Genomic DNA, 25,772 nt, shown 5'->3' on the forward strand with positions numbered 1-25,772 from the left:
TAAAGCTTTTGATTTCATGAATTTGTGATAGAAAAACGCAACTTTCAGTATTTGAAAGTTTCCCGGGATGATGCGTTTGTCTTATGCTTTATAGGCGAACGAGAAGGCGGTCCGGTTCAAAGTTATTCCAAATAAATGATATAAAGTCAAAAGATTTCTCGCTTCATCAAAAAAGACTTTGCGACGGAAGCGGTTTTCCCCGAAACCCGGACCTTCCATGGCAAAGCCTTTTTTTATGTTACTATCTGGGTAATAAGCTTAGTTGGCTATGTCGCTTAACTTTTAATCATTAGCTGTTTCGGTCTCGTCGCCTTGCTCCTGAATCAGTCCGGCAAAAAGCGCATGGACGAACTGCTCGGAATCAAACGGCTGCAGATCCTCCATTTTTTCGCCGAGGCCGACGAATTTGACCGGCAGGTTCAGCTCCTGGCGAATCGCTACGACGATGCCGCCTTTGGCAGTGCCGTCCAGCTTCGTCAGCACCAAGCCGGTGACGCCGCTTTTTTCGCCGAAAAGCTTCGCTTGGTTGAGCGCGTTTTGCCCGGTCGTCGCATCCAGTACCATCAGCACTTCATGCGGCGCTCCCGGAATTTCCCGCTGAATGACGCGGAAAATTTTATTCAGCTCTTCCATCAGGTTCGTTTTGTTCTGCAAACGTCCTGCCGTATCGCAAATGAGGACATCCGCCTGCCGCTGCTTGGCGGCCTGCACGGCATCGAACATGACGGCGGCAGGGTCCGATCCGGCATGCTGCTTGATGACTTCCACGCCGGCGCGTTCCCCCCATACTTCAAGCTGCTCGATGGCCCCGGCACGGAACGTGTCGCCTGCGGCCAGGATCACTTTTTTCCCTTCCTGCTTAAAACGGTGGGCCAGCTTGCCGATCGTCGTCGTTTTGCCGACGCCGTTGACGCCGACGAACAAAATGACGGTGATGCCGTCCGGGTTCATGCGAATGGCGTTATCGTCGTCTCCGCGCAGCAGCTCCATCAGCTTTTGCGACAAAATCGGCTGCAGCTCGGATGCGTCTTCGATCCGCTGTTTCTTCACCTCGGCGCGCAGATCGTCGATGAGCTCCATGACCGTATTGACGCCGACGTCGGCCCCGATCAAAATCTCTTCGAGCTCCTCGTAAAATTCCTCGTCGATTTTTTTGCGGCGAATCATCAGGTCCGCCACTTTCTCGACAAATCCCTTGCGGGTTTTTTCCAGGCCGTCGCGGAATTTGCTTGTCACCGCCTCGGTTTTGCTGGAAATGCTTTCTTTCAGCTTTTTGAAAAAGCTCATATGTCTCCTCCATCTCTGTCGTCATTGCCTGATGTCAGGCGATCTCGGCTTCATCGTTTTCGAGGCGGACGGATACCAGCTTGGATACCCCGCCTTCCTCCATCGTTACGCCGTACAGCACGTCGGCTTCTTCCATCGTGCCTTTGCGGTGCGTCACGACGATAAACTGCGTTTGTTCGGAAAACTCGCGCAAATATTGGGCAAAACGAACGACGTTCGCTTCGTCGAGCGCCGCTTCCACTTCGTCGAGCACGCAAAACGGCACCGGTTTGACCTGCAAAATGGCAAACAGCAGCGCCATGGCGGTCAACGCTCGTTCGCCGCCGGAAAGCAGCTGCAGGTTTTGCAGCTTTTTGCCCGGAGGCTGCGCGACGATGTCGATGCCCGTTTCCAGCAGATGCTCGGGATCCAGCAGCACGAGGTCTGCCCGGCCGCCGCCGAACAGCTTGACGAACACCGTGCCGAATTCGTGCCGGATGGCATCGAAGGTCTGCTTGAACCGCTTGGACATCTCATCGTCCATTTCCCGGATGACCTCGTACAGGGTCGTTTTGGCCTCGACCAGATCGGCCTTTTGCTCGCTGAGGAACTGATACCGTTCGTTGACGCGCTGATATTCCTCGATGGCGCCCAAGTTGACGTCACCGAGCGCCGCAATGCCGCGCTTCAATTCGCGGACCTCGGCCTGCACGGCAGGCACGTCTTCCGGAACCGGATATCTCGCTTTGGCCAGCTCATAGCTAAGCTCATAGTCCTCGCTCAGCTTTTTGAGGATATTCTCCAATTCGACGTCAAGCCGGTTCACGCCGATTTCCGTTTGCCGCAGCTGGTCTTCCACCGCCTTCAGGCGCGTCCGCTGCTCCTTCGTTTCGCTTTCGTCCTGTTCCAGCTTTTTCGAAAGCTGCATCCGGGCCGCACGCTTGAAATCCAGCTGCTCGGATGCCTGCTCCTTCTTCAGCTTGTAGCGGTTCAGGTCCTCGATTTGCTGGATCGATTCCTTGGCGTTGTTTTCGAGATCCGCCTCGATCGATGCCAGCAGCGTCTTCGATTGGCGCAGCTCCTTATCGTGGGAGTTGAATTCGTTTTGCATCCGGCGGAGCTGTTCCTCAAGCGAGAAACATTCCTGGTCCAGCTTGCCTTCCCGGACTTTGAGCTGGGTCAGCTGGGTCTGGAGCTCCTCCTTGGCCGATTCGCTGGCTTTGCGGGCAAATTCGGCAGCCTGGATCGCCTGATGCGTCGCCTTTTCTTCCTCCTCCAGCTGCGCGAGCTTTTTGACGGCTTCATCGCGCGCTTTCTGCAGCAGTTCGTTTTCTTCATTGAAGCCGGTTCGCTCCTGGCCGGCCAGCTGCACCTGCTCCAGCACATGCCGAAGCTCATGCTCCAACTGCTTCAGGTCGCCGGAGAGGTTCTGCTCTTCGATCCGCTTTTCGTCGCCGGTTTGGCGAAGCTTATCCAGCTTCTCCTGCGTTTCGGCCAGCTGGTTTTTCACGTCCTGGATGCTTTGGGTCAGCTTGCGCAGCTGATTTTCCGTATCTAATATTTCCTGGTCCAGCTGTTCGAGCTGGCGTTTGCGGCCGAGCAGGTTGTTGTTTTTCTTGTGCTGGCTGCCGCCCGTCATCGAACCGCCGGCATTCACGACGTCGCCTTCCAGCGTTACGACCCGATAGCGGTATTGGCAGCGGGCAGCGATTTTGTTGGCTACTTCCAGGCTTTCCGCCAGAATGACATTGCCGAGCAGGCTGCCGACGATCGGGGCATATCTGTCCTCGTATCGGATCAGGTCGGCCGCAATGCCGACAAATCCCTCCACGCCTTCGATCATGGACCGGTCGCCGGAGGAAATGTTCCGCGCGCGGATGACGTCGAGCGGCAGGAACGTCGCCCGTCCGAGCTGCCGCTGCTTCAGGAATGCGATCGCTTGGCGGGACACCGCCTCGTTATCCATGACCACATGCTGCAGCGACGCGCCCAGCGCCGTTTCAACCGCAAGCTCCAGCCGTTCCGGTACGCGGATGAGGTCGGCGACGGCCCCGTGTACGCCATGCAGCACCGATTTGCGCGCAGCCTTCAGCACTTCCTTGACGCCCAACATAAAGCCGTCAAAATCATCGGCCATTTCCTTCATCGTGTCCCGGCGCGAAATTTGCGCTTCGCGCTTCTGCTCCCACTTCCGCAGCATGCTTTGGCTTTCATCCAGCAGCCGCTGAAGCGATTGGTACCGTTCGCTTTCGGTAATGTAACTGCCGCGAAGATCCCGAATCTCTTGCCCGATTTTTTCGATTGCCTGGTCGAGCTGCTGCTTGCGGCCCATCAGTTCTTCCTTTTTGCCTTCCCATTTGCCCGTTTCCTCGTCGGCGCGGCTCATGCGGCGGGCCAAAGCTTCCTGCTGCTGGTCCGCATAACGGATTTCGTTGCGCGCCTGAGCCATTTGGTTCATCAGCTCGAGCAAGTTGCCTTTCAGGCTCTCCTCCTGCTGCTGGCTGATTCCCCCGGTCAAGCCGGCCAGCTTGGACTCTTCGTTCGAAAGCTGCTCGCGCAGCTGCTTCAATTCGTCCTGCGATGCTTCCAGCTTCGTTTTCAGCAGTTCAATTTCCGCCTTGCGGTCCTCGAAACGCTCATCTCCGCTGCTCAGCGTATTCAAAAGCTGCTCCCGATTCGCTTCCAGGTTCCGCTTGCGCTCCCGCAGCACTTCCGCATATCCTTCGCTTTTCTCATAGGCCTCGCTGTACTGCAGAAGCTCGCCTTGCAGCGTTTCGACTTCCGACTCCAGCTTGCGCAGCGCCGCCCGGTCGCTTTCCAGCTTGGCATCATGCGCGGACACGACCGTGGACAGCTGAAGCTGCTCCTCCTGCAGCACCTTCAGCTTCGCGTTGGCTTCGCTCCAGGCGGCGTGGATCTGCTCGATTTGGTGCACGTACAGCGAAATTTCCTTCGTTTTGAGCTGCTCGCGCAGCTGTTTATAGTGGATGGCCTTTTCGGACTGTTCCTTGAGCGGCCCGATCTGGTCTTCTAGTTCCGTAACCAAGTCGTGAATGCGGAGCAGATTTTGCTCGGTTTCATCGAGCTTGCGGACCGCATCTTTTTTTCGCGATTTATATTTGACGATACCGGAAGCCTCTTCGAAAATCCCTCTGCGGTCCTCGGACCTTGTGCTCAAGATTTCTTCTATCCGGCCTTGTCCGATAATGGAGTACGCTTCTTTGCCGATGCCGGTATCCATGAACAACTCGGTGATGTCCTTCAGCCGGCACGATTGCCTGTTGATAAAATATTCGCTGTCTCCGCTCCGGTGTACCCGGCGCGTCACCGTTACCTCGTTAAAATCAAGAGGCAGGGCATGGTCCTCATTATCGAGGGTCAGCGACACTTCGCCGAAATTGACCGCCTTACGCGCGTCGCTTCCCGCAAAGATAATGTCCTCCATTTTGCCTCCGCGCAGCGATTTGGCGCTTTGTTCCCCAAGAACCCAGCGGATGCCGTCGGAAATGTTGCTTTTGCCGCTGCCGTTCGGACCTACGACCGCCGTGATGCCGCGGACAAATTCCATTTCGGTTTTGTCGGCAAACGATTTAAAACCCGCTAATTCAATCCGCTTCAAAAACATATAATCCAAATCACCTCTAAACCTTATAATACCATAACCCCACGCCTCATTGGGAGCTCGGCCGGCCTTCAACGAAGAAAGAGCAAAAAGCAGTCTGAAGGCTACTGCCGTTCATCATGTGCGACTGCTCTTTGCTCTTTGTTTGTCCTTGAATACTTACAGGGAGCCGTCCGTTCCCGCGAGCTTCAGCTGCTTCAGGGCGACTGCCGCAGCCTGCTGCTCGGCTTCTTTCTTGGAGCGGCCCGTTCCTCTTCCTACGCGCTCATTTCCCATATATACCTCGGAGACAAACTCACGTTCATGCGCCGGACCCCGTTCTTCTACGATCCGGTATTCCAAAGCGCCCATATTATGATGCTGCGTCAATTCCTGCAGCTCCGTCTTGAAATCGCTCATATGGAGATTGCCCCCGGATTCGACTTGGGGAAAAACGTAGGTCTGCAAAAACGAACGGGCCGCTTCCAGGCCCTGATCGAGATAAAGGGCGCCGACAAACGATTCGAAAACGTCCGCGAGCAAAGCCGGGCGGGTGCGCCCGCCGGTCAGCTCTTCCCCTTTTCCGAGCAGCACGTACTGCCCGAATTCCAAACTTTCCGCAAACTTCACGAGCGACGGCTCGCAGACGATGGCCGCGCGCAGCTTTGTCAGTTCACCTTCGGGACGGTTCGGAAAAAGCCGGTACAGATATTCGGATACCGTCAGCTCCAGCACGGCATCGCCCAGAAATTCAAGGCGTTCGTTATCCTGCTGCTGGCTGAAGCGGTGTTCGTTGACATAAGAAGCGTGGGTAAAGGCCTGTTTCAGCAGCAGCCGATTGTGAAATTGGATTTGAAGTTTCTGCTGTAACTGCTTCAGATCTCCACTCAACAAATCGTCCCCTTACTCATCGAATTTTTTAAGAATGATCGTGGCATTATGGCCGCCAAAACCAAAAGAGTTGGACATGACGACGTCCAGCTTCGCGTCGCGGGCATGATTCGGAACGTAATCCAGATCGCATTCCGGATCCTGATTTTCCAAATTGATCGTTGGCGCGATTTTTTGATGTTCGAGCGACAATCCGCAAATAACCGCTTCGACGCCGCCGGCCGCGCCCAGCAGATGGCCGGTCATCGATTTCGTCGAGCTGACCGCTACCTTGGCAGCATGGTCGCCCAGCGCCTTTTTGATCGCGATCGTTTCGGAACGGTCGCCGACAGGCGTTGAGGTCCCGTGGGCGTTAATGTAGTCGACCGCCTCGGGGTCAAGCCCGGCGTCGCGCAGCGCCATCGTCATGCAGCGTGCAGGCCCGTCCGGATCCGGCTCGGTAATGTGGTAAGCATCGCCGCTCAGGCCGTAGCCGACAACCTCGGCGATAATGCGCGCGCCGCGTTTTTGGGCATGCTCTAGCGATTCCAGAACCAGAATGCCGGCCCCCTCGCCCATGACGAACCCGTCGCGGCCCGTGTCAAACGGACGGCTCGCTTTTTCCGGCTCGTCATTGCGCGTGGACATCGCGCGCATCGCGCAAAATCCGGCCATCCCCGTCGGACGGATCGTCGCTTCGGCACCGCCGCAGATCATGACGTCCGCGTCGCCGCGCTGGATGAGCTTAAACGAATCGCCGATGGCATGCGAACCGGTGGCGCAAGCCGTGACCGGCGTCGTATTCGGCCCCTTCGCCCCGAGCATGATGGACAATTGGCCGGAAGCCATGTTGGCGATCATCATCGGGATGAAAAACGGGCTAACGCGTTTCGGCCCCTTTTCGAGCAGAATGTTGTGCTGGTCTTCCCAAGTTCCGAGACCGCCGATGCCGGACCCGATGGACACGCCGACGCGATTCGCATCCGCATCCTTCGCGATGTCCAGCCCGCTGTGCTGAAGCGCCGCTTTTCCGGCCGCTACCGCAAACTGGACGAAGCGGTCCATTTTGCGGGCTTCCTTCTTGTCCATGAAGTCTTCGGGATTAAAATCCTTGACCGAAGCCGCAATTTGCGTAGGATATTCGCTGACGTCGAAAGATTCGATCCTCGAAACCCCCGATTTGCCCGCCATCAAGTTATTCCAAAACGTGTCCAGGTCATGGCCGAGTGCCGTCACAACGCCCATCCCGGTTATAACCACTCTATGCTTCAAGTACGTTCACCTCTATATCGATTGCACGGACGATAGAAGCCCGTCCGGTGCAAATATTCATGTCCATTCGCATTTCACTTTCAAAATGAGGAGAAGTCCCGCCTGTATAGCAGTACGGGACTTATCAAATGACTTAGGTATGAGATTGTATGTAATTTACAACTTCACCTACGGTCGTAATTTTCTCTGCGTCTTCATCAGAGATTTCCAGATCGAATTCGTCTTCCAATTCCATGACGAGTTCAACAACGTCGAGAGAATCAGCACCAAGATCATCTTTAAAAGATGCTTCCAGTGTTACCTCAGCTTCGTCAGCACCCAAACGATCCACGACGATGCGCTTTACACGCTCCAATACATCGGACATCCGGTTCACCTCCTCCTTGGTATTATACGAGAAAAGTTTTCAAAATGCCAGAGGCTATGAAAACGGTTCTCTTTTTGGCCGTCTAGCCTGTTTTTGCGGGCGTTACATATACATGCCGCCGTCTACATGAAGAGTTTGTCCTGTCATATAGGATGCCCCTTCGGAGGCCAGGAAAACCACAACCTTGGCAATTTCCTCCGGCCGGCCGAGACGGGCGAGCGGAATATCCCGAATCATTTTGTCTCTCAGTTCATCCGAAAGCTCGCGGGTCATATCGGTGTCGATAAATCCCGGAGCCACGCAGTTCACCGTAATGCCGCGCGAAGCAAGCTCCCGCGCCGATGACTTGGTCAGGCCGATGACGCCGGCTTTCGCCGCCACGTAGTTAGCCTGCCCCGCGTTGCCGAGCACGCCGACGACCGAAGAGATGTTGATGATCCGGCCGTAGCGCTGTTTCATCATCGGACGGCTGGCGGATTTGAGGCAGTTGAACACGCCTTTGAGATTGGTTTCGATCACTTGGTCGAATTCTTCCTCTTTCATGCGCATGATCAGGTTGTCTCTCGTAATTCCCGCGTTGTTTACCAGGATGTCGATCCGGCCGAATACGTTCGTTACCTCTTTGATAAGGTTCTCGGCCTGGTCCGATTGCCCGACGTTGGCCTGAACGGCGAACGCCTCGACGCCCAGCTGCTTGATCTCATCGACGACCGCCTGCGCGGCGGCTTCGCTGCCCGAATAGTTGACGGCAACGTTCGCTCCGGCTTCGGCAAGCGCAAGCGCGATGCTGCGGCCGATCCCGCGGGATGCGCCGGTAACGAGCGCGGCTTGTCCCTGCAATGGTTTGGACATGCGAATTCTCCTTTCTTCTTAGTATACGGGCATTTCTTTCATCCCGTATTTTTAGAAGCTTGCGGATAGACTTTCAAGCGTATTGATGTTGATCAGCTTCACGGTCTTGTCCATTTTTTTGACGAGCCCCGTCAGCACGTTGCCCGGTCCGATCTCGACGAACGTGTCGACGCCTTCGGCGATCAGGTAAGCCACCGTGTCTTCCCAAAGGACGGGAGAATACACCTGCTCGACGAGAAGCTCCCGGATCCGGTCCGCATTTTCGGCCGGACGGGCCGTTACGTTGGCAACGACCGGAACGGCGGGTTCGCTGAACGCGGCCTCCTCAAGCTTCGCCGCCAACTTCTGCGCCGCTTCCTTCATCAGGGAGGAATGGAACGGTCCGCTGACTTCGAGCGGGATCGCCCGTTTGCCCCCGGCTTCCTTCACGCGTTCCCCAACGGCGGCAACGCCTTCTTTGGTGCCGGAAACGACGATTTGTCCCGGGCAGTTGATGTTGGCCATTTCCACCAGATGGCCTTCCTCCGTGACGTTGCGGCACAGCTGCTCCAGAGCCGAACGGTCCGCGCCGAGCACGGCCGCCATGGCACCTTGTCCCCCGGGAACGGCCGCCTCCATGAATTCGCCGCGGGCACGCACGATTTTCACCGCGTCTTGGAAGACAAGAACTCCGGCAGCGACAAGCGCGCTGTATTCGCCCAAACTATGGCCGGCGACGTAATCGGGCTCGATTCCTTTCTCGCGGAGCGCCGTTAATGCGGCGATGCTCGCCGTCAGCAAAGCCGGCTGCGTATTAAACGTCTTCTTCAATTCGCCGTCCGGGCCTTCGAACATGAGCTTCGAAAGCTGAAATCCCAGCGCGCGGTCCGCGCTGTCGATAATTTCGCGCGAGGCGGCATGCGCCTCGTAAAAGTCTTTGCCCATTCCGACGGACTGGGCTCCTTGTCCAGGAAATACAAATGCCGTTTTACCCATCTTTTGCGCTCCTCCCACTAACTTGTGTTGCCTTGCGGGCGCCGGCCGTGTTTTCCCTTAAAGCAACGGCCGGCGGCAGCTTCGGCCTACGTAATGAAACGGGGTCGCGGGATCATCCGGCGTCCCCTAAATCGTTGCAAGGGCGATTACCATATCAGAACGGAAGCTCCCCAAGTGAGGCCGCCCCCGAAACCGACCATCAGCACGCAGTCGCCTTCCTTCATCCGGCCCTGCTCTGCCGCTTCGACGAGCGCGAGCGGAATCGACGCCGCCGAAGTGTTCGCGTATTTATCCACGTTAATGACGACCTTGTCCTCCGAAAGCTCCAGGCGCTCCATCGCGGATTGGATGATGCGGATGTTGGCCTGGTGAGGCACGAACAGGTCGATATCCTCTTTCGTTTTGCCCGCTTTTTTCAGCACGTCCTCGGTAGCGGTGTTCATGACGCGGACGGCAAACTTGAAGACTTCCCGGCCGTTCATGTAGATATAATGCTTTTTGCCTTCCAACGTTTCGACCGATGCCGGCAATCGGGAACCGCCCGCTTCCAGCTTAAGCAAGGTGCCTCCGGCTCCTTCGGCGCCCAGGTCGAAGGATTGGAACCCGCGGCCCGCGGGAACTTCGCCGAGAATGACGGCGCCCGCCCCGTCGCCGAACAGGACGCATGTGTTGCGATCCGTATAGTCGGTGATCCGGGAGAGGCAGTCCGCGCCGATGACGAGGGCGTTGTTGTACATGCCCGTGCCGATGAAATTGCTGGCCGTCGCCAGCCCGTACACGAACCCGGAGCAGGCTGCGGACAAATCGAAGGCGGCTGCCTTTTTCGCTCCAAGCTTATCCTGCAAAACGCACGCCGTGGACGGGAAGAACGTATCCGGCGTGATCGTCGCCACGATGATCAGGTCCAGCTGATCCGCCGTCATTCCGGCAGACTCCAGCGCTTTTACCGCCGCTTCATAACAAAGATCGGACGTCGCCTGGTCTTCGGCCGCGATATGGCGCTCGCGGATCCCCGTGCGGGATACGATCCATTCGTCGTTGGTGTCCACCATTTTTTCCAGGTCGGCGTTTGTCAAAATCTTCTCGGGCACGTACTTTCCCGTGCCGATGATACCTACTGGCCGCAATGTGTTCATATCGTCACTCTCTTCCCGCTAATTTCGTTTGAAATGCTTTCTACCAGCTTGTTCTGAATGGCAATCCGGGCTTGGCGGACCGCATTTTTGATCGCGTTTCCGTCGGCCGAGCCGTGGCTTTTCACGATCAACCCGCTCAAGCCGAGCAGCGGAGCGCCGCCATGTTCCTTGTAGTCCAGCTTTTCCTTCAACCCGCGCATTTGGGGCATGAGGAGTGCTGCTCCCAGCTTGCTTTTGAGGTTGGCCGTGAACTGTTCCTTCAGCAGTTTGAACATCGCTCCCGCCGTGCCTTCGACGGCCTTAAGCAAAATGTTGCCCGCAAAGCCGTCGCAAACGAGAACGTCGCAGGTGCCCATCATGATGTCGCGGGCCTCCACGTTGCCGACGAAATGGATCGGCATCTGCTCCAGCAGCGGAAACGTCTGCTTCGTCAGCTCGTTCCCCTTGCCGGGTTCGGTGCCGACGTTCAGAAGGCCGACGCGCGGCCGTTCGACGCCCATCACCTTCTGCCTGTACAGGCTACCCATCAGCGCGTATTGCGCGAGATGCTCGGGCTTCGCATCCATATTGGCGCCCAAATCCAGCGCCAGGACGCCGGCTCCGTCCAGCGTCGGTATCATCGGCGCGAGGGCCGGCCGCTCGATGCCTTCCATCCTTCCGACGATCAGAAGCCCCGTCGTCATCAGAGCGCCGGTGTTGCCGGCCGAAATCATTGCGTCGGCTTCTTTTTCCTTGAGCATGCGTCCGGCCACGACCATGGAAGCATCCTTTTTGCGCCGAACCGCTTTAACCGGCTCATCCTCCGGACCGATCACTTCGCCCGCATGGCGGACGCCCAGATTGGAAGGGAGCTGGCCGCCGTTTTTATGAAGCAGCGCTTGAATTTTCGATTCGTCCCCCACCAATACGATTTCCGTATCTTTCCATTCGGCAGCAGCGGCCAAAGCTCCTTCGACGTTGCATTCGGGAGCGTTGTCGCCTCCCATGGCGTCAATGGCGATCCGCATACTACATTCCTCCTTCAATATGATCTTCCCCTGTTGAGCGATAAATGACGAAATTGCCTTGGAACACCATTTCTTCGCCGACGTAGGTAAACACTTCGACCTTGGCTTTTCCCCTGTGTCCGTTCATCGATCTGACGTAAGCTTTGGCGATGCACTTCTCGCCTAAATGCACCTGCCGCAAAAAGCGAATGTCCGCCGAGGCCGTCAGCGCGATTTCGTCGTTGATCAGGGCTACCGCCAATGAGTTCGCCTGGGCGAAGACGTAATGTCCGCGGGCAATATGCGTCCGTGAAAAGACATGCTCTTCCCGGATTTCGAATATGGAGATGCCGCTCTTGTCCAGCTGCAGATCCACAACATCGCCGACAACCTCATCCAGCGGAAGCGAACGCACCTGGTCGTAGGAATGCTCGGCCATCTGCTTCATGCGCTCCCTCAGTTCGGGGATGCCAAGCTCCATTCGGTCGAGGCGGATCGTTTGGATGCTGACCTTCAGCTCGCGGGTCAATTCGCGGTCCGTCACAAACGGGTTTTCTTCAATGATTTTCAATAACTGCTGATGTCGCTGTTTCTTGGGCAACCGTTCGATCAGAGGCACCTCCTTAGCATCTTGTAAAATCCGGCGTTAACTCCTGTTATAAAAACGAATTCCGTATCAAATTCGTCCGATCGTTTTAGAACCTGGTACTAAAACAGTATATAGCATGGCAAGCCAAAAAGGAAGAGGAGACAAAAAAAATAGCACCTCACCATAGATGAAGTACTACTTGATTTGCCGCATTACTGCGAAATGATTTCTCTAGATTTATACGTTCCGCACACTTTGCATACGTGGTGAGCAAGCTTCAATTCTCCGCATTGTTCACATTTCACCATGCCTGGCACTGCCAGTTTAAAGTGAGTACGACGTTTGTCACGACGTGTTTTGGACGTTCTCCGTTGAGGTACTGCCATGTTCCCACCTCCTTATTTCAATCAACCGGGGGCCGCAGCCTCCGGTAATGCTTGCATACTCATTTGAAAAAATCTTTTAGCGCCGCAAGCCGCGGATCGACCGCTTCCGTATCGCAGTCGCAGGTTCCTTCATTCAAGTCCGTTCCGCAATTCGGGCACAGGCCCTTGCAATCTTCTTTGCAAACTGCGGTCATCGGAATATGAAGCACGAATGATTCCTCCACGTACGGAACAAGATCCACCGTGTCATCGTCCACGTAAATGGTATCGTCATCTTCATCCTGAATCTCTTCAGTCGACTTCATAAGCTTGAACCGCTCGTGGAATGGAATGTTCAGATGCTGATGCACGGGTTTCAAGCAGCGGGAGCATGCCATGTCCAGCTCGATCGTAAGCTTTCCTTGCACATCCACCGCATCCTGTCCGACATAAGTGGCCTCCAGCTCCGCCAAAAGCGGCCGGGGCGCTCTTATATCGCCAAGTCCTTGAACTAAACGGCTTACATCCACTTGCTGTCGGACCTGCAGCGGCTCACTGCCGGCTGCCATTTTTCTAAATTGAAAGTGCATGAACATCACTCCAAACAAACAAAAATTATTATACCGATATCTTCGAAGCTTTGTCAATAGTTTGACCTTTACTTTGCTTTTTTTGGCGTTGCGGTCAAACGCCAAATCCAGAACGGCTCCATCACGGTTATTGTTGCAGGGTTGGCAGGCTTTTATGTTATATTGGATAAAAATCTAACCACGCGGATGGAGTTGAAATCGCCTTGACTGCCGTCGGAATCATCGTCGAATACAACCCGTTGCATAACGGTCATGTCCATCATTACAACGAAGCGAAGAGGCTTTCCGGCGCGGAACATGCCGTCGCGGTGCTGAGCGGCCCCTTCCTTCAGCGCGGCGAACCGGGAATCGTCAGCAAATTCGCCCGCGCCGAGATGGCGCTGGCCATGGGGGCCGATCTCGTCATCGAGCTGCCTGCCGCCTATGCGGTGCAGCCGGCGGAATGGTTCGCTTACGGCGCCGTTTCCCTCCTTCATGCCACGGGCGTCGTGGACAGCCTCTGCTTCGGGACGGAAAGCGGCTCCCTCGACCTGCTGCTCCCCCTCGCCCGCGCGTTGTCGGAAGAAAGCCAAGAGCTTCGGGAGCGGATCGCATGCCATCTAGGGGAGGGAATGAATTATCCTGCCGCCTACAGCAGGGCGGCCGCCGAGGCCGTGGGACTCCCGCGGGAGAAAAGCGACGTTCTCCGGATCATCCAGCAGCCGAACCATACGCTCGGGCTGCATTATCTCATCGCGCTGAACCGCCTGGACAGCCCCATCCGGCCGCTCACCATTCCGAGGATCCATGCCGATTACCACGATCAGCAGCCCTCCCACGCGGCCATCGCCAGCGCGACGGCCGTGCGGAAGATGATCCTCGAGCAGGGAGTGGCCGCGGTCCGGCCCTACGTGCCCGAAACCACGTTTCGCATTCTCGACCGGGAATTCCGCGAAGGCCGGGGCCCCGTCACCTGGAATTCCTTCCGCGGGGCGCTCATGCATATCCTCCTCACCAGCTCCCCGGAAAACCTCGCCGAGTATCACGAGGTCACGGAAGGGCTGGAGCACCGTCTGCGCAGGGCCGTCTTTAGCCTGAAAGAGCCGGACGTGGACGAGCTGCTGAAAGCGCTCAAAACGAAACGGTACACGCATACGAAGCTGCAGCGGATGCTCGCCCAGATCTTGCTGCGCCACACGAAGCGGGAGATGTCGCCCGAGGCGCTGGCCAAGGGACCGGGGTATTTGCGCGTGCTCGGCTTTAACGGCAACGGGCAGCGGCTGCTGAAGCAAATGAAGAAGACGGCCGCCCTTCCGGTCATCGTCAAGCCGTCTTCGTTCGAGCACCCTCAGCTCACGCTCGATCTCCGCGCCTCTGCGGCCTACGCCAACGCTTTCCCGCATCCAGATACGCAAAGCATGTTCAGGGATTATCTGGAGGCGCCGATCCGTTATACGCCCGGGAATGAAACGGGCGCATTGCCTTAAGATTTAACCCGGAGGTTCTCCATGTAAGCGATGGCATCCTCCAGCTTCTCTACCGGCACAAGCTTCATGCCGGTTTTTATTTTGTCCGCTTTCGCTTTGGCTTCCGCGTAATTGTCCTTCGGAACGAAAAAGATTTCCGCGTGTTTCCGGTCGGCCGCGACGATTTTATGCTGCACGCCTCCGATCGGGCCTACGTTCCCTTCCTTGTCGATCGTCCCCGTCCCGGCAACCTGGTAACCTTTGGTCAAATCGCCGTCCGTCAGCTGGTTGTAGATTTCCATCGTGAACATCAGTCCGGCGGACGGTCCCCCGACGCGGGTATTTTGGAAATTCACCTGGAGCCCCGGATCTTTGGAGACGACTTTTTGCATGGTCGCGATCGTTACGCCGAGCCCCGGGCGGGTCCGGTTCGTGTCCTTGTCCTTGAGTTCGATCAGCTTCACTTTTTCCTCCAGCGTTTTGCCGTCCCGAATCAATTTGACCGTGACCTGGTCGCCTACCTTTTTCGTTTTCAGCAGGTTGGTCAATGTCGCATTGTCGGTCACCGGCTTCCCGTCGACTTCGGAAAGGCGGTCGCCCGGCTTGAAATGTTTCCGGGCTTCGTCCCCTTCCGGCGTCGAAAAAATAAACAAATACTGCGGAACGATGCTGTACGGGACGTTCGCTTCGTGGTACGCCGCTTCCATCGCCGAAGATTGCGAATCACTCATCAAATACACCTGCTCGGCGGCATATTCGTCTTCGCTCCGGTCGCCCAGCCTTGCCTCCTTTTTGTCGATTTCCGCATTCGGGTTAAACGCTGAAACCACCAACATGACAAGGTTGGCATAACTCGCCGATACCGTCGTCATCATGAAAGCCCCTTTTTCGTCGGGATCCCCTTTTTGCACGGCAAGCATCGGCTTGACCTCATCTGCGCTTCCCGGCTGATAAATGATGTACGGCGTCGGCATGTATACCGTGACGTAAACCAGCAGGGCCACCGCAAAAATATAGAGGATCAGGCGGGACGCTTCCCGCTTTTTCGTGCGCTGCATGTTATTCGCTTCTCTCATTCCATCCTGCTCCCCTGGTCTTATGGTTGTCTTACCCGCATAGATTGGGTACTAGCTATGTTTACTCAGAAGAGGTGAAAATCATGAAAAAAAAGGCCCCTCTCCGCTTCACTCCCGCTGCCGCCACGCTGGCGCTCGGCGCGGGGGCGCTTGCGCTGGTGGCTGCCATCGTCAGTTCCCCATCGCCGACCTTTCAGGCCTCCCTGCAGGGTCTCAAATTATGGTGGCAGATCGTTTTCCCGGCGCTGCTCCCTTTTCTCGTTTTGTCCGAAATATTGACTGCTTACGGTTTTATTCACGCTTTGGGCACATGGCTCGAGCCGTTGATGAAACGGCTGTTCAAGCTTCCCGGCGTCGGCGGGTGGGTTCTTGCCATGGGCATGACCACCGGTTTTCCGGGAGGCGCCCAGGCCGCCAAACAGCTGTACGACCAAGGGGATCTCAGCGGTCCGGATGCCGGCAAATTGGCCGCCCTTTCCCATTTTTGCAATCCGATGCTGATTCTGGTCGTCATCGCGACCGGGCTGATGCATGAACCTGCGGCAGGATATGTCGTGCTGGCCGTGCATTGGCTCGCCGGACTGCTCGCCTATCTCCTGATCGGCCGCAGAGGCACTGGTAAAGACGCCGCTTTGCAGGCTGCAGAAAAGCCGGATGGCGGCAAAAACAAACCTTCCATGCTGAGCCGCTCCCTGCACGCCGCCAAAGCGGCCCATGCCAAAGACGGCCGCGGATTCGGCAGGCTGCTGGGCGATTCGGTGACGAATGCCGTTCAAACCTTGATGATGGTCGGCGGGTATATCATTATTTTTGCGGTCGTCATCCAAATCGCCGGCCGGTTTCTCCCTCCCGGCCTTCCATCTTATTGGCTGTCCGGAGCGTTCGAGGTTCATCTCGGCACGAACGATGCGAGCACGGCCGCTTTCGCCGCCGAACGGCTGCAGTGGTCCGTCATATCCGCCCTGCTTGGCTTCAGCGGCATCAGCGCCCTGCTGCAGTCGATGTCGGTGCTGAGAAAAGCCGGCATGCGCTGGTTTCCCTTTGCGCTTGTCCGCTTGCTGCACGGCGCGCTTGCTTTTGCGGCTGCTTGGCTCGTTTGGCCGCTCGTCCGCTATTTCCCGAAAAACGCGGATCACGCATTCCTTGGCAGCGAAGCGATCTCGTCCGATTGGAGCGCCTATTTTTCCCTATGGAAAGCCGTGCCGCAGCTGCTGCAGTGGCAAGGGGCGCTGCTGGCGGCAATGATCGCCTGCTCGCTGTTGTTCAAGCTGCTTCATCCTTCCCGCAAACATACGGGTTAACCGCGCTGCTTCCGCTTTAGCGCTTCCTCCACCTCGGGCGGAACCAGATCCTTCACGTCCCCGTGATAGGCGGCGATTTCTTTGACGATGCTCGAGCTTAAATAGGAATATTTCGGATTCGTCATCATGAAGACCGTTTCGGCATCCGGATTCAGCTTATGGTTGGCGGACGCCATTTGGAGCTCGTATTCGAAATCCGTCACGGAGCGCACCCCGCGCACGATGGCCTGCGCATTCCGCAGGCGCACGTAATTGGCCGTCAAGTCCTGGAAGCTGTCTACCTGCACATTGGGTAGATGCGTAGTAACCCGCCGGATCAAATCCATCCGTTCTTCAATCGAAAACAGCGGCTGCTTGCTCCGGTTGATCAGCACGGCCACGACCAGCTCGTCAAATTGCCTTGCCGCGCGCTGAATAATGTCCAGATGCCCCATCGTCACCGGATCGAAGCTTCCGGGATATACTGCGATACGTTTATTCGTCGAACCCATGCTCGGCCTCCTTAGCGGCTTCGCTCTCGGGCGAGGCCGCTTTATTTCCGTCGTATTTGTAAATGGAAACTGCCGTTTCCCCGTATGTCGCATGCCGGACGCAGGCGAACGGACCGAACTCTGCCGGGTATTCGTAACCCGATTCATGCTCGAGAACGATCGTCGCCCCGCTTGCCAGCATGTTTTTTTCATGCATCGTTTCCATGAGCTTGTCCCCGTTTTTCATCCGGTACGGCGGGTCCAAAAACACGACGTCCAGCACGACTCCCCTCTTTTCAAGCGCTTTAAGCGCGCGTTCCGCCTCATTGCGGTAGACCTCGGCCTGCCCCTCGAGCTTCGTTGCCTTCAGGTTGGCGCGGACCGTTTCGATGCTTTTTTGGTCCATGTCGATAAAAATCGCCTTTTCCATGCCCCTGCTCAGCGCTTCGATGGCCAGTCCCCCCGTTCCCGCAAACAAATCGAGGGCGACTCCCCCGTCAAAAAAAGGACCGATCATGCTGAAAATCGCTTCCTTCACCTTATCCGTCGTCGGACGCGTCCCCATGCCCGGAACCGCCTTCAGCGGTCTTCCTTTGGCGCTTCCTGATACTACTCTCATGTTGCTTCACCCATTTTCGTCAATCAGAATATTTGTCTAATGCTGCTCATTTCTGACGATATCGTACCATAATCACCCCAAATTTGAAAAACGAAGACCTCGGACAATTTTTTTTGGCAAGGGATGTATAAACCGGGGATTACGGGGAATGCTTTAACTATCGACATCAATGAATGTCGTAGACAACCGCGGAAAGCTTACGTTTCCCCATAAGCTCTTCGTCCGGTTTCTCCTCTCCCATGAAAGGGCGTCCCGAAAGGGGCGCCCGATTTTATTTGCTAAAAACCCTTATATATCAAGCGTTTCAGGAAAATCGTTTTGGGACAACCCACTGAATTGTCCACCTGTTGTCCACCAAATAATCCAAAAAGCACTTTACTATTCCTTAATATCACACTTTTATTGTGGTTAAATTTTCCTATCCTTGATAAACTGTTATTGATTTTACATAGGGAGGTCAAATTATGGGGATTTTCGACAAAATGAAAGCCGATCTTAAACAAGCAACTGCGGATGGAAAAGCCATTGGTGCTGGCAAGGCGGTCATGCTCGAATATATAGGCGGACATCCAAAAGTAAAGGCCGGGCGAGTCACATTTACCAAAGGGGACGAACCATATACTCTCTTGGTCTCAGGAAACAAGATCACTGTCACTAAAATGGAGTGGGATGAAAAAGGAAAGCGTAGTGCTGGCAAAGCAGCTGCTGGTGCAATTGTAGGCGGGGTCCTTACGGGCGGTATAGGTTTGCTTGCTGGCGCAGCGATCGGCGGGAGAAGGAAGGATAATTCCCTTGCTGTAATATCTTTTACCGACGGTCCATTTGAAGGTACTATTTACTGCCGCTGCGGTCAGAAGGAATATCAAAAACTTGCCGCTTTACTTTGATACGTAAAAAGCCCACCGACCAATTAGGTTAGTGGGCTTTTTTCTAAATATTCGCCTGAATGATATCATCAAATTTTATCCAATCCCAATCGTCGTCGTAACGCAATTTTATTTCCTTCGTCAATTTGTACACCATGGTGGCGATCATTTCCAGGTGCGCGAATTCTTCTGCACATTGTGGTTATCGTTTATAATTCTTACGAGTAACTTCCTTATTATATGTTAGTCCATATGAAATCAATTAAACGTAATTTGTTAGAAATTAATTGGGGCGAATTTTATTGTGGTTAAATTTTCCTATCCTTGATAAACTGTAATTGATTTTATATAGGGAGGTCAAACCATGGGGATTTTCGACAAAATGAAAGCTGATCTTAAACAAGCAACTGCGGATGGAAAAGCCATTGGTGCTGGCAAGGCGGTCATGCTCGAATATATAGGCGGACATCCAAAAGTAAAGGCCGGGCGAGTCACATTTACCAAAGGGGACGAACCATATACTCTCTTGGTCTCAGGAAACAAGATCACTGTCACTAAAATGGAGTGGGATGAAAAAGGAAAGCATAGTGCTGGCAAAGCAGCTGCTGGTGCAATTGTAGGCGGGGTTCTTACGGGCGGTATAGGTTTGCTTGCTGGCGCAGCGATCGGCGGGAGAAGGAAGGATAATTCCCTTGCTGTAATATCTTTTACCGACGGTCCATTTGAAGGTACTATTTACTGCCGCTGCGATCAGAAGGAATATCAAAAACTTGCCGCTTTACTTTGATACGTAAAAAGCCCACCGACCAATTAGGTTAGTGGGCTTTTTTCTAAATATTCGCCTGAATGATATCATCAAATTTTATCCAATCCCAATCGTCGTCGTAACGCAATTTTATTTCCTTTCGAAACATGTTGATCACGGTGACAAATCCGGTCGCCTGTTTATCCTCATATGGGTCATAAAGTTCCAGAGTCACCGGAACATGTCGGTTAAAAGAATCCTGTAGCGCCTGGCCGATCTGCTGCCATTCCTGCTCGTCGATCACCGGCTTAGGGCGCGGATCCTTGTGGATCATATATTGGTTGTACGCTTCCCGGTGTTCCGGCAAAATCATCCGAGACGACTCAAATAGCCCGTTTCCTTCCAGTTTTGATGCCATATAGCGACCTCCATTCAGGAACATTTGTTCTTATTATATACAAACATGCGTTCGATATTCAATAAAAAAATCCTAACTGCATTTCTGAGTACAAAAAAAATACCACTTTGGCTACTTATGCCTCGGTGGTATTTTGGGCGTCTGGGATATGTTCGAGCAAATCATTTGGCTGGACTCCAAAATAATTACACAGCCGATCCAGTACTTCTAAAGACACGTACTCTCCTTTTTCAAACTTCGCCAGCGTTGACGGCCCTATTCCGACCGCCCCACGTAAATCTGTCTTTTTCATATCTCTATCGATCAGCAGCTTAAACAACGGCTTATAAGTAAATGCCATACAATCACACCTTTCTGTATTCCATGTACATAATATAAGATAAAAAGTACATAAAAGCAAATATTTTGTTTGACATAATGTTTTCAATATAGTATATTAAGTACAGGAAGTGAAACATAATAACAAATGGAGGTAATCGAAAATGAAGAAGGTCATGGTAAGAGCTTGGGAAATCGCAAAGGCGGCAGTTGCTAAATTTGGAGGCAAAGCAAAGGAATACTTCTCCCAGGCTCTCACCATGGCGTGGAAGGAGGTGAAAGCAGTAAAGAAGAAGTTTGAACTTGAATTAAAGGCAGACACCAAGAAGACAAAGACATGGGTCGCTGAGATTACGGGTACTCATCCGGTTTACAAACTGGCCAGAAAATTCCTCAACAAGGATTGGGATAACGAGTACGGCGAGAAGGTTTTTCGCCTCAATGACGGGTTTTACGAATTTTTCAACGGCAAGCGCAAGCAGTTGTTTCAAGTCGTGGATGGTGAGTACGTAGAAGTGGATTTGGACAGAGTCCTAGTAGCAGTACAAGAAGAAAGCCGCTCGGTATAAGCGGCTCGGGCGGGAAAAACTTCTCACGGCCTTCCCGCCCTCCATTATAACAAAAATCGGAGGATGATGAGAATGTCTAAAGTAAATGTGTATGAAAATGAACTTGCACAAGGTCCCGTAATTGCCAGGGTGGAATACAACTCCCGTCTTGATTTTTGGAATGGAAGCGATTGGACGGATGGCGGTCTGGGGACGCACCTTGGTATCACGAAACTCCGCGATGGCCGCTACGTCCTGATCCATGGAACTCAATGGGAGGGGCAAAGTGATTGGGCGGAGGTCGTGTCGGATGAACGAGCATTACAGGCTATTTTGAGCACTGGCAACGATCATTTGCTCGATGATAAACGATTTAAGCCGCTCAGAGAGTTGGCCGAGAGACAACTGGTAAAAGAGTTAGAGCATTAATTACACAAGCGCATCGGAGGGGTCTCCATTTCCTTCGATGCGTAGATTTAAATTCAAAAAACTGATAGAGTAGGATTATATTAACTACGGAGGTACTACCGATGGGGAGATTATCGATAAGCCAAAGATTGCGTAAGGCAAGTAAACCCGAACTCAAGCAAAAGATCGCCGTAGATTGGTCGGCTGAATGGCAAACAGAATATGAAACTCATGTGAGAAATTTCGAAAAAGCAATCCGTGACAAGGACTTTGACCTTTTGGTGCGAACCCTTGGATGGTTAAAGGCTGATGGAAAAAAGAGATTTGACGCACTTCCACGCGTCCTGTCTGCTCTTGCAGAAGAACATAAAGTTGAATTAGAGGAAGATAACTAAGTATGAACGGACGGTATACGAAGGAATGCGCATATTGTGGGATTGAATTTAAGACTGATACCCAGCATCAACGATATTGCAGACCAACGCATAAGACATACGATTATCGTAGACGTCGGGTGCTCAACGCCGAAAAGCCAATTTGTCCGAAATGCGGAAAGCCCTGGAAGGAGCCAGACATTAAAAGGGGAACAAAGCCGAGTTATTGCGCAGATTGCCAGGAGTATTTTTCCGAAAATTATGAAAAAAAACGCCTGCGGAGTTAGACCCACGGGCGTTTTTTTGTAATCAATTTTAACCCAGCGCTTGTATAAAAAGCGACAGCGCGGCGGTGCTTCCGATCCGCGCAATTTAATAATAAATCATTTGGGACAATATGTAAATATACCAAAACAAAAAAAGAACCCTGCCAAGCAGGGTCTTCGCCTTATAATCCCAAGCGCTTGGGAATTACTCTTTTGTTCCGCCATTCCGCTTATTAAACGCCAGCTCAAACAGCCCCGTGGCCGATAGCCCGGCGATTCCACCGGCCCAAAGCCGGAGCACCAGCCCCAGGTCCGTAAACGGGAATGACGCCGCGCCAACAACCAGACCGACCACCAGCCCGATCACCGGCACGATGTTTTTCGGCACGTTGACCGTACTCTTGACCAGTTGGACCAAAGCCAGCACGAACACGGCCAGCACCGATGCAAACGTCAAAACGCTATCCAATACTTGATTTTCCATGATTAATATCCCCTCTCTTATTCTTCCGGAATCCCCGCGGCGCGCCGCAGGTAATTCGCCAGATTGTGGTAATGTGTTTTCCCAGCAGAGTCGCCGAACTGGTGAGCAGCAAACCATGCCGGCTGCAGCCAGCGAAAAATGATCTCCTGCGCGTTGCTCTTGGGCAGCTTGGTGAGCGGCTGGGCCGCTTTGCCCGGCTCCAGCGGAATCCCCGCGGCCACCCGAAGGTTATCGGCCAGGTTGTGGAAATGCGTCTTACCTACGGCATCCCCGGCCTCATGGGATGCATACCATGCCGGGGATACATAATTATCGATCAGCGATTGCGCGATGTTTGCAGGCAGCGGCTTAAAGTCCGGCGCGATGATCGGCGCCGCCATCTCGGCAGCCACGTCCATGATCAAATCTTTGAGCGTCTTTTTGCCAGCAAGCAGAGCCTGTTCGCAGTCCGCTTTCCGGGCTGGATCAAGCTGCTTGTGGCTGGCGATGTGCGTCGATGGGTTTTTGCCCCACTTGTCGCAGCAATACGCCAGGTACCAAACGAAGCGTTTGTAAGCCTCCCCGAAATTGATCTTGCCGCCGTAACAAAGCTCGATACCAAGGGCGGCATCGTTGGCGTCGTAGCCGAAACGTTCGTTGTCCGTCTTAACGTTGTAAAGCACGTGCCATGCTCTTTCCGCCGAATCGGGTCCGGTTCCCGTCGGAATGATCTCCAAAATCTTTGTGTCGTCAATGAACACTTGCGCGGACGCTGATCGGTCCGTTAGGTTATTGAAATACGTGTAATGGTTATCGGCCGACGCCCCCGGATTTCCCGTGTCATGGGCAACAAAAAAGGCCGGGCTGCCGGTTTTGAGCCGGAGTCCTGGCCGCGTGTTGTGCCGCACGTTGATGTAACGGCGCTCGATTTTGTATTTGGTTTTGTCCAAAATGCTCCACCTCCCTTTTATTTAAGTCCTCCGGAGAGGATAAACCCGGCGATTGCCAAAATAATAGCCCCGGCAAATGTTCGCCAGAGCCATTTCTGGTTATCTTCGATTTTGTCGAGCCTGTGGTGCGCCGATTTTGCCGAGGATAGCGCCTCTACCGCTGTCTCGTTGGCAGCTATCGCCCTATCCAATTTCTCGTCCATGTTATCCACTTTCGTTTCAACCCTTGTCATCCGCTGAAGCATTTCTGTCTGTACCCCATCCATCTCATTCACCACCTTCAAAAAGTAATGCCCCCGGATCGCTCCGAGGGCAAAATAAAAACGCCTATGCGGCGTTAATTTTTTAATATTTATTTTGATCCGCCGGAGCTGCTAGATCAGGCCGAAGCACATATGCGTAAGCGAGCACTTTTTCCCGATCATCTGACTGCATTGGATATGTTGATACTACCTGATCAATTGTACCTTCTCCATCGTTCACGCGTGTAATGCATGCATTCGCTACAACCCTCACTTGAAAGTCTTTAAGCATTAGTATTCACCCCCCTCACGAAAACATAATTTCTGCCATCGTCATTTCAAGATCCGAAACCCTGCTCTTAAGCTTTTCATTTTCAGCTTTTAATTCTTCATATCCCGGCTGACGGTTCATTTGATCGATTTCGTTTTTCAATTCAGCATCGAAAACAAAATCAGTCCCGTCCCAACGATAATACCTACCTAGAATATTGTCTGGTAGATATCTACCATCACCAAGCTCGATTTCGGTATATCCTTCGTATGGAAATTCGATTACGTCCTTAACAATGTCTCCTTGAAGCTTCAGGTACCACTTTTTCATAATTCAATCACCTCTTTATAACTAATTGAACAGCACAACAATTTTCTTTCTTTCGCCTGCAGCTCCGGTCTCTTTTGCATAACCTGCCAAGAATGCGTCACCGAGCATTGCTATTTTATCGTTTTTGTAAGCAACTTTTTCTAAGCCATATAATTCTAAATATCGACCTCCTGTTCCCGCACCTACGAACAGACTTCTATTATCCGGGGAAAAGGCAAGTGCCAATTTCGTACTTTTACTAATGTCTGGTAACATTCCAAGTAAGCTGAGTATCCCTTTGCTATGCTTATAGACCCAAACTTTATCGGAGTCTTGTGAAGTGATTGCATAGAAGTTACCATCCGCCGAAACTGCTGTGTAGATAGTATCATTTATTGTGATAGGCGGCTGTTTTACATTTATTTTCGTTATAATTCCATCATTCAACTGATAACTAAACAAAAAAACACCGTTATTATCTGCAACACCTATCAAATAGCCATCATTTGTGAATTTATATCTGGGATATGATCCCCCAGTAGGTTCAACTGGTAGATTCACAAAGGAATCTCCGTTAATTTTATATACTGTTAAGGTTTCCCCTACAGCATAATACCTACCATCTGGTGAAAGCGCCCCGCCAGTTCTAATATCGCTTGGTATAATGCTTGGATTTGGAAGTTTAGTCAGTGTATCGCCATTGCGTCTGTACGCCAGTACAAATGTATTCCCTGCTAATACAACAATATCGTTTGTAGCATCTACGCTATATATAAATGAACTTCCCGGTGGCATTACTGAAGGATCTGGAAGTTTTGTCAAAGAGTCCCCATTACGTTTGAACGCTCCGAAATTACTACTAGCATCTCTACCACCAGCAACATATAGATATAATCCATCGGGTGACCATGCCATGGACTCAATGTACTTTGGCCAAGATATGGTGAACGATAATAGGCTGTACTGTTCTGTCCCAGGTGTTCGTTTATACATTTTTATTGACGCCTTATGAAGGGCTATAGCTACGTAACTACTATCAGGAGAAACGGCTATGGCCGTCACGTTAGATGAAGGCTCTGGAATATTCAATTTATTCATTGCAGTCATAACGCGGACCGGGTCATACGCATTTATAGCTCCGCCATACATTACATCTACGAACTGCTGACCACTTATTGTAATATCGCCGGAGCTATCGGCTAAAAAATCCATTCCTACCTTTCTAAATGAATATGGCTTTCCTGCTTTCAATTCTGCTGGAGATCCATCCTGTTTTTTTAGTGGTGTTGCTTCCAAGCCATTAATTGATATCGTTGGATTTGCGCCAGAATCAACATGCGGCACGATTGTAATGCCGAATCCTTCACGTAGACTGGTTGGTGCTGGATCAAGTGTAACCTTATAGGCGGTAGGCGTGCCAGTAGTTGCAGCATATCCAGGTTGCCGCACGTAATCCGCTTTAATTAATGCATCCTTCTCATCGGCATATTTCGTAGCGTCATGTACGGCCTTTTCCGTCGCTGCTCGGTCCTCGCGATCCCCGTCAATTGCATTAGAAAGCTGTACGATTCCTTTTTGCGTCAGGGTAGCATCCGGCACCTTCACCCCGGCCACGGCTTCATCGACATATTGTTTGTCTGCTGCCTTGTTCCGCAGCTCCTCAATGGCTTTAAAAGTCCGGTTCAAAAGCCAGTTCCACCAGCCAGCAGGAGGCCTGTCCTCCACGTCCCAACCTGCTTGCTTTTTGGAGTCTGGCGGTTCGATGCCTTCAGCGTGCCACTCGGGCAGTTTCTCTGTAAATGCCATCGCGTGTT

29 protein-coding genes are annotated in these 25,772 nt (G+C 53.1%); 7 read left to right on the forward strand and 22 right to left on the reverse strand.

Annotated features, from left to right (window positions below; all coding sequences use genetic code 11):
- Nucleotides 1-282 precede the first annotated feature (282 nt).
- The 12 genes from ftsY to MKY58_RS17375 form a co-directional block, all read right to left on the reverse strand.
- Nucleotides 283-1,287 (reverse strand): signal recognition particle-docking protein FtsY, encoded by a 1,005-nt coding sequence (gene ftsY / locus MKY58_RS17320; protein ID WP_339321352.1) that lies wholly within the window; start codon nt 1,285-1,287, stop codon nt 283-285.
- 34 nt (nt 1,288-1,321) lie between these two features.
- Complete coding sequence (smc, locus tag MKY58_RS17325) at nt 1,322-4,891, reverse strand: chromosome segregation protein SMC (RefSeq protein WP_339321353.1); 3,570 nt, start codon at nt 4,889-4,891, stop codon at nt 1,322-1,324.
- Nucleotides 4,892-5,047: 156 nt separating this feature from the next.
- Complete coding sequence (gene rnc / locus MKY58_RS17330) at nt 5,048-5,758, reverse strand: ribonuclease III (RefSeq protein WP_036714478.1); 711 nt, start codon at nt 5,756-5,758, stop codon at nt 5,048-5,050.
- 12 nt (nt 5,759-5,770) lie between these two features.
- On the reverse strand, nt 5,771-7,009 hold the full coding sequence (gene fabF, locus MKY58_RS17335) for a beta-ketoacyl-ACP synthase II (protein ID WP_339321354.1): 1,239 nt from the start codon (nt 7,007-7,009) through the stop codon (nt 5,771-5,773).
- A 133-nt stretch (nt 7,010-7,142) separates the two neighbouring features.
- Nucleotides 7,143-7,376, reverse strand: a complete 234-nt coding sequence (gene acpP, locus MKY58_RS17340) for an acyl carrier protein (RefSeq protein ID WP_019638123.1) — start codon at nt 7,374-7,376, stop codon at nt 7,143-7,145.
- Between the two features lie 102 nt (nt 7,377-7,478).
- A complete protein-coding gene (gene fabG, locus MKY58_RS17345) occupies nt 7,479-8,228 on the reverse strand; it encodes a 3-oxoacyl-[acyl-carrier-protein] reductase (RefSeq protein ID WP_212948892.1) in 750 nt (249 codons plus the stop codon).
- Nucleotides 8,229-8,279: 51 nt separating this feature from the next.
- The gene (gene fabD / locus MKY58_RS17350; RefSeq protein ID WP_339321355.1) at nt 8,280-9,203 is read right to left on the reverse strand and encodes an ACP S-malonyltransferase; all 924 of its coding nucleotides are present in this window, start codon (nt 9,201-9,203) and stop codon (nt 8,280-8,282) included.
- A 146-nt stretch (nt 9,204-9,349) separates the two neighbouring features.
- Complete coding sequence (locus MKY58_RS17355) at nt 9,350-10,339, reverse strand: beta-ketoacyl-ACP synthase III (RefSeq protein WP_339321356.1); 990 nt, start codon at nt 10,337-10,339, stop codon at nt 9,350-9,352.
- Complete coding sequence (gene plsX / locus MKY58_RS17360; protein WP_339321357.1) at nt 10,336-11,346, reverse strand: phosphate acyltransferase PlsX; 1,011 nt, start codon at nt 11,344-11,346, stop codon at nt 10,336-10,338. Before plsX ends, MKY58_RS17355 begins: the two co-directional genes overlap by 4 nt.
- A 1-nt stretch (nt 11,347) precedes the next feature.
- Nucleotides 11,348-11,926: a transcription factor FapR gene (fapR, locus tag MKY58_RS17365; RefSeq protein ID WP_036714465.1), complete on the reverse strand. Its 579-nt coding sequence runs from the start codon at nt 11,924-11,926 to the stop codon at nt 11,348-11,350.
- A gap of 200 nt (nt 11,927-12,126) precedes the next feature.
- Nucleotides 12,127-12,300: a 50S ribosomal protein L32 gene (rpmF, locus tag MKY58_RS17370; protein WP_036645943.1), complete on the reverse strand. Its 174-nt coding sequence runs from the start codon at nt 12,298-12,300 to the stop codon at nt 12,127-12,129.
- A 59-nt stretch (nt 12,301-12,359) separates the two neighbouring features.
- Nucleotides 12,360-12,869, reverse strand: a complete 510-nt coding sequence (locus MKY58_RS17375) for a DUF177 domain-containing protein (RefSeq protein WP_339321358.1) — start codon at nt 12,867-12,869, stop codon at nt 12,360-12,362.
- 203 nt (nt 12,870-13,072) lie between these two features.
- Here MKY58_RS17375 and MKY58_RS17380 point away from each other — a divergent pair, with 203 nt between their 5' ends.
- A complete protein-coding gene (locus MKY58_RS17380; RefSeq protein WP_339321359.1) occupies nt 13,073-14,335 on the forward strand; it encodes a nucleotidyltransferase in 1,263 nt (420 codons plus the stop codon).
- Here the strand turns inward: MKY58_RS17380 and MKY58_RS17385 are convergent.
- Nucleotides 14,332-15,390, reverse strand: a complete 1,059-nt coding sequence (locus MKY58_RS17385) for a SepM family pheromone-processing serine protease (RefSeq protein ID WP_339321360.1) — start codon at nt 15,388-15,390, stop codon at nt 14,332-14,334. The two genes, MKY58_RS17380 and MKY58_RS17385, sit on opposite strands and share 4 nt — an antisense overlap.
- An 83-nt stretch (nt 15,391-15,473) precedes the next feature.
- Between MKY58_RS17385 and MKY58_RS17390 the strand changes: the two genes are divergently transcribed.
- On the forward strand, nt 15,474-16,691 hold the full coding sequence (locus MKY58_RS17390) for a nucleoside recognition domain-containing protein (RefSeq protein WP_339321361.1): 1,218 nt from the start codon (nt 15,474-15,476) through the stop codon (nt 16,689-16,691).
- Here the strand turns inward: MKY58_RS17390 and coaD are convergent.
- On the reverse strand, nt 16,688-17,182 hold the full coding sequence (gene coaD / locus MKY58_RS17395; RefSeq protein ID WP_036714462.1) for a pantetheine-phosphate adenylyltransferase: 495 nt from the start codon (nt 17,180-17,182) through the stop codon (nt 16,688-16,690). The two genes, MKY58_RS17390 and coaD, sit on opposite strands and share 4 nt — an antisense overlap.
- Entirely contained in the window at nt 17,166-17,780 is a 615-nt protein-coding gene (gene rsmD / locus MKY58_RS17400) for a 16S rRNA (guanine(966)-N(2))-methyltransferase RsmD (protein WP_339321362.1), read from the reverse strand. Before rsmD ends, coaD begins: the two co-directional genes overlap by 17 nt.
- Before the next feature lie 464 nt (nt 17,781-18,244).
- Between rsmD and MKY58_RS17405 the strand changes: the two genes are divergently transcribed.
- Both MKY58_RS17405 and MKY58_RS17410 read left to right on the forward strand, forming a co-directional pair.
- Entirely contained in the window at nt 18,245-18,667 is a 423-nt protein-coding gene (locus MKY58_RS17405) for a hypothetical protein (RefSeq protein ID WP_339321363.1), read from the forward strand.
- A 343-nt stretch (nt 18,668-19,010) separates the two neighbouring features.
- Nucleotides 19,011-19,433, forward strand: coding sequence for a hypothetical protein (locus MKY58_RS17410; RefSeq protein WP_339321364.1), 423 nt, complete (start codon nt 19,011-19,013; stop codon nt 19,431-19,433).
- Nucleotides 19,434-19,476: 43 nt separating this feature from the next.
- Here the strand turns inward: MKY58_RS17410 and MKY58_RS17415 are convergent, their stop codons facing one another.
- Both MKY58_RS17415 and MKY58_RS17420 read right to left on the reverse strand, forming a co-directional pair.
- Complete coding sequence (locus MKY58_RS17415) at nt 19,477-19,809, reverse strand: YolD-like family protein (RefSeq protein ID WP_160037334.1); 333 nt, start codon at nt 19,807-19,809, stop codon at nt 19,477-19,479.
- 115 nt (nt 19,810-19,924) lie between these two features.
- Nucleotides 19,925-20,149 carry a helix-turn-helix transcriptional regulator gene (locus tag MKY58_RS17420; RefSeq protein ID WP_160037333.1) on the reverse strand — a complete coding sequence of 75 codons (225 nt, stop codon included), beginning with the start codon at nt 20,147-20,149 and terminating at the stop codon, nt 19,925-19,927.
- A 142-nt stretch (nt 20,150-20,291) separates the two neighbouring features.
- Between MKY58_RS17420 and MKY58_RS17425 the strand changes: the two genes are divergently transcribed.
- The 3 genes from MKY58_RS17425 (at nt 20,292) to MKY58_RS17435 (ending at nt 21,478) form a co-directional block, all read left to right on the forward strand.
- Complete coding sequence (locus MKY58_RS17425; RefSeq protein WP_160037332.1) at nt 20,292-20,696, forward strand: hypothetical protein; 405 nt, start codon at nt 20,292-20,294, stop codon at nt 20,694-20,696.
- A gap of 72 nt (nt 20,697-20,768) precedes the next feature.
- Entirely contained in the window at nt 20,769-21,104 is a 336-nt protein-coding gene (locus MKY58_RS17430; RefSeq protein WP_339321365.1) for a hypothetical protein, read from the forward strand.
- Between the two features lie 101 nt (nt 21,105-21,205).
- Nucleotides 21,206-21,478, forward strand: a complete 273-nt coding sequence (locus tag MKY58_RS17435; RefSeq protein WP_160037330.1) for a hypothetical protein — start codon at nt 21,206-21,208, stop codon at nt 21,476-21,478.
- A 450-nt stretch (nt 21,479-21,928) separates the two neighbouring features.
- Here the strand turns inward: MKY58_RS17435 and MKY58_RS17440 are convergent, their stop codons facing one another.
- The 5 genes from MKY58_RS17440 to MKY58_RS17460 all read right to left on the reverse strand — a co-directional run bounded on the left by MKY58_RS17440 (nt 21,929) and on the right by MKY58_RS17460 (nt 25,764).
- Nucleotides 21,929-22,207, reverse strand: coding sequence for a holin (locus MKY58_RS17440; protein WP_339321366.1), 279 nt, complete (start codon nt 22,205-22,207; stop codon nt 21,929-21,931).
- A 17-nt stretch (nt 22,208-22,224) separates the two neighbouring features.
- Nucleotides 22,225-23,136, reverse strand: coding sequence for an N-acetylmuramoyl-L-alanine amidase (locus MKY58_RS17445; protein WP_339321367.1), 912 nt, complete (start codon nt 23,134-23,136; stop codon nt 22,225-22,227).
- Between the two features lie 17 nt (nt 23,137-23,153).
- On the reverse strand, nt 23,154-23,402 hold the full coding sequence (locus MKY58_RS17450) for a hemolysin XhlA family protein (RefSeq protein ID WP_339325190.1): 249 nt from the start codon (nt 23,400-23,402) through the stop codon (nt 23,154-23,156).
- 283 nt (nt 23,403-23,685) lie between these two features.
- Nucleotides 23,686-23,979 (reverse strand): hypothetical protein, encoded by a 294-nt coding sequence (locus MKY58_RS17455; protein ID WP_339321368.1) that lies wholly within the window; start codon nt 23,977-23,979, stop codon nt 23,686-23,688.
- A 21-nt stretch (nt 23,980-24,000) separates the two neighbouring features.
- The gene (locus MKY58_RS17460; RefSeq protein ID WP_339321369.1) at nt 24,001-25,764 is read right to left on the reverse strand and encodes a tail fiber protein; all 1,764 of its coding nucleotides are present in this window, start codon (nt 25,762-25,764) and stop codon (nt 24,001-24,003) included.
- Between the last annotated feature and the right edge of the window lie 8 nt (nt 25,765-25,772).

Origin of the sequence: Paenibacillus sp. FSL W8-0194 (assembly GCF_037969745.1) — a bacterium.
Lineage (GTDB): Bacteria > Bacillota > Bacilli > Paenibacillales > Paenibacillaceae > Paenibacillus_AQ > Paenibacillus_AQ cookii.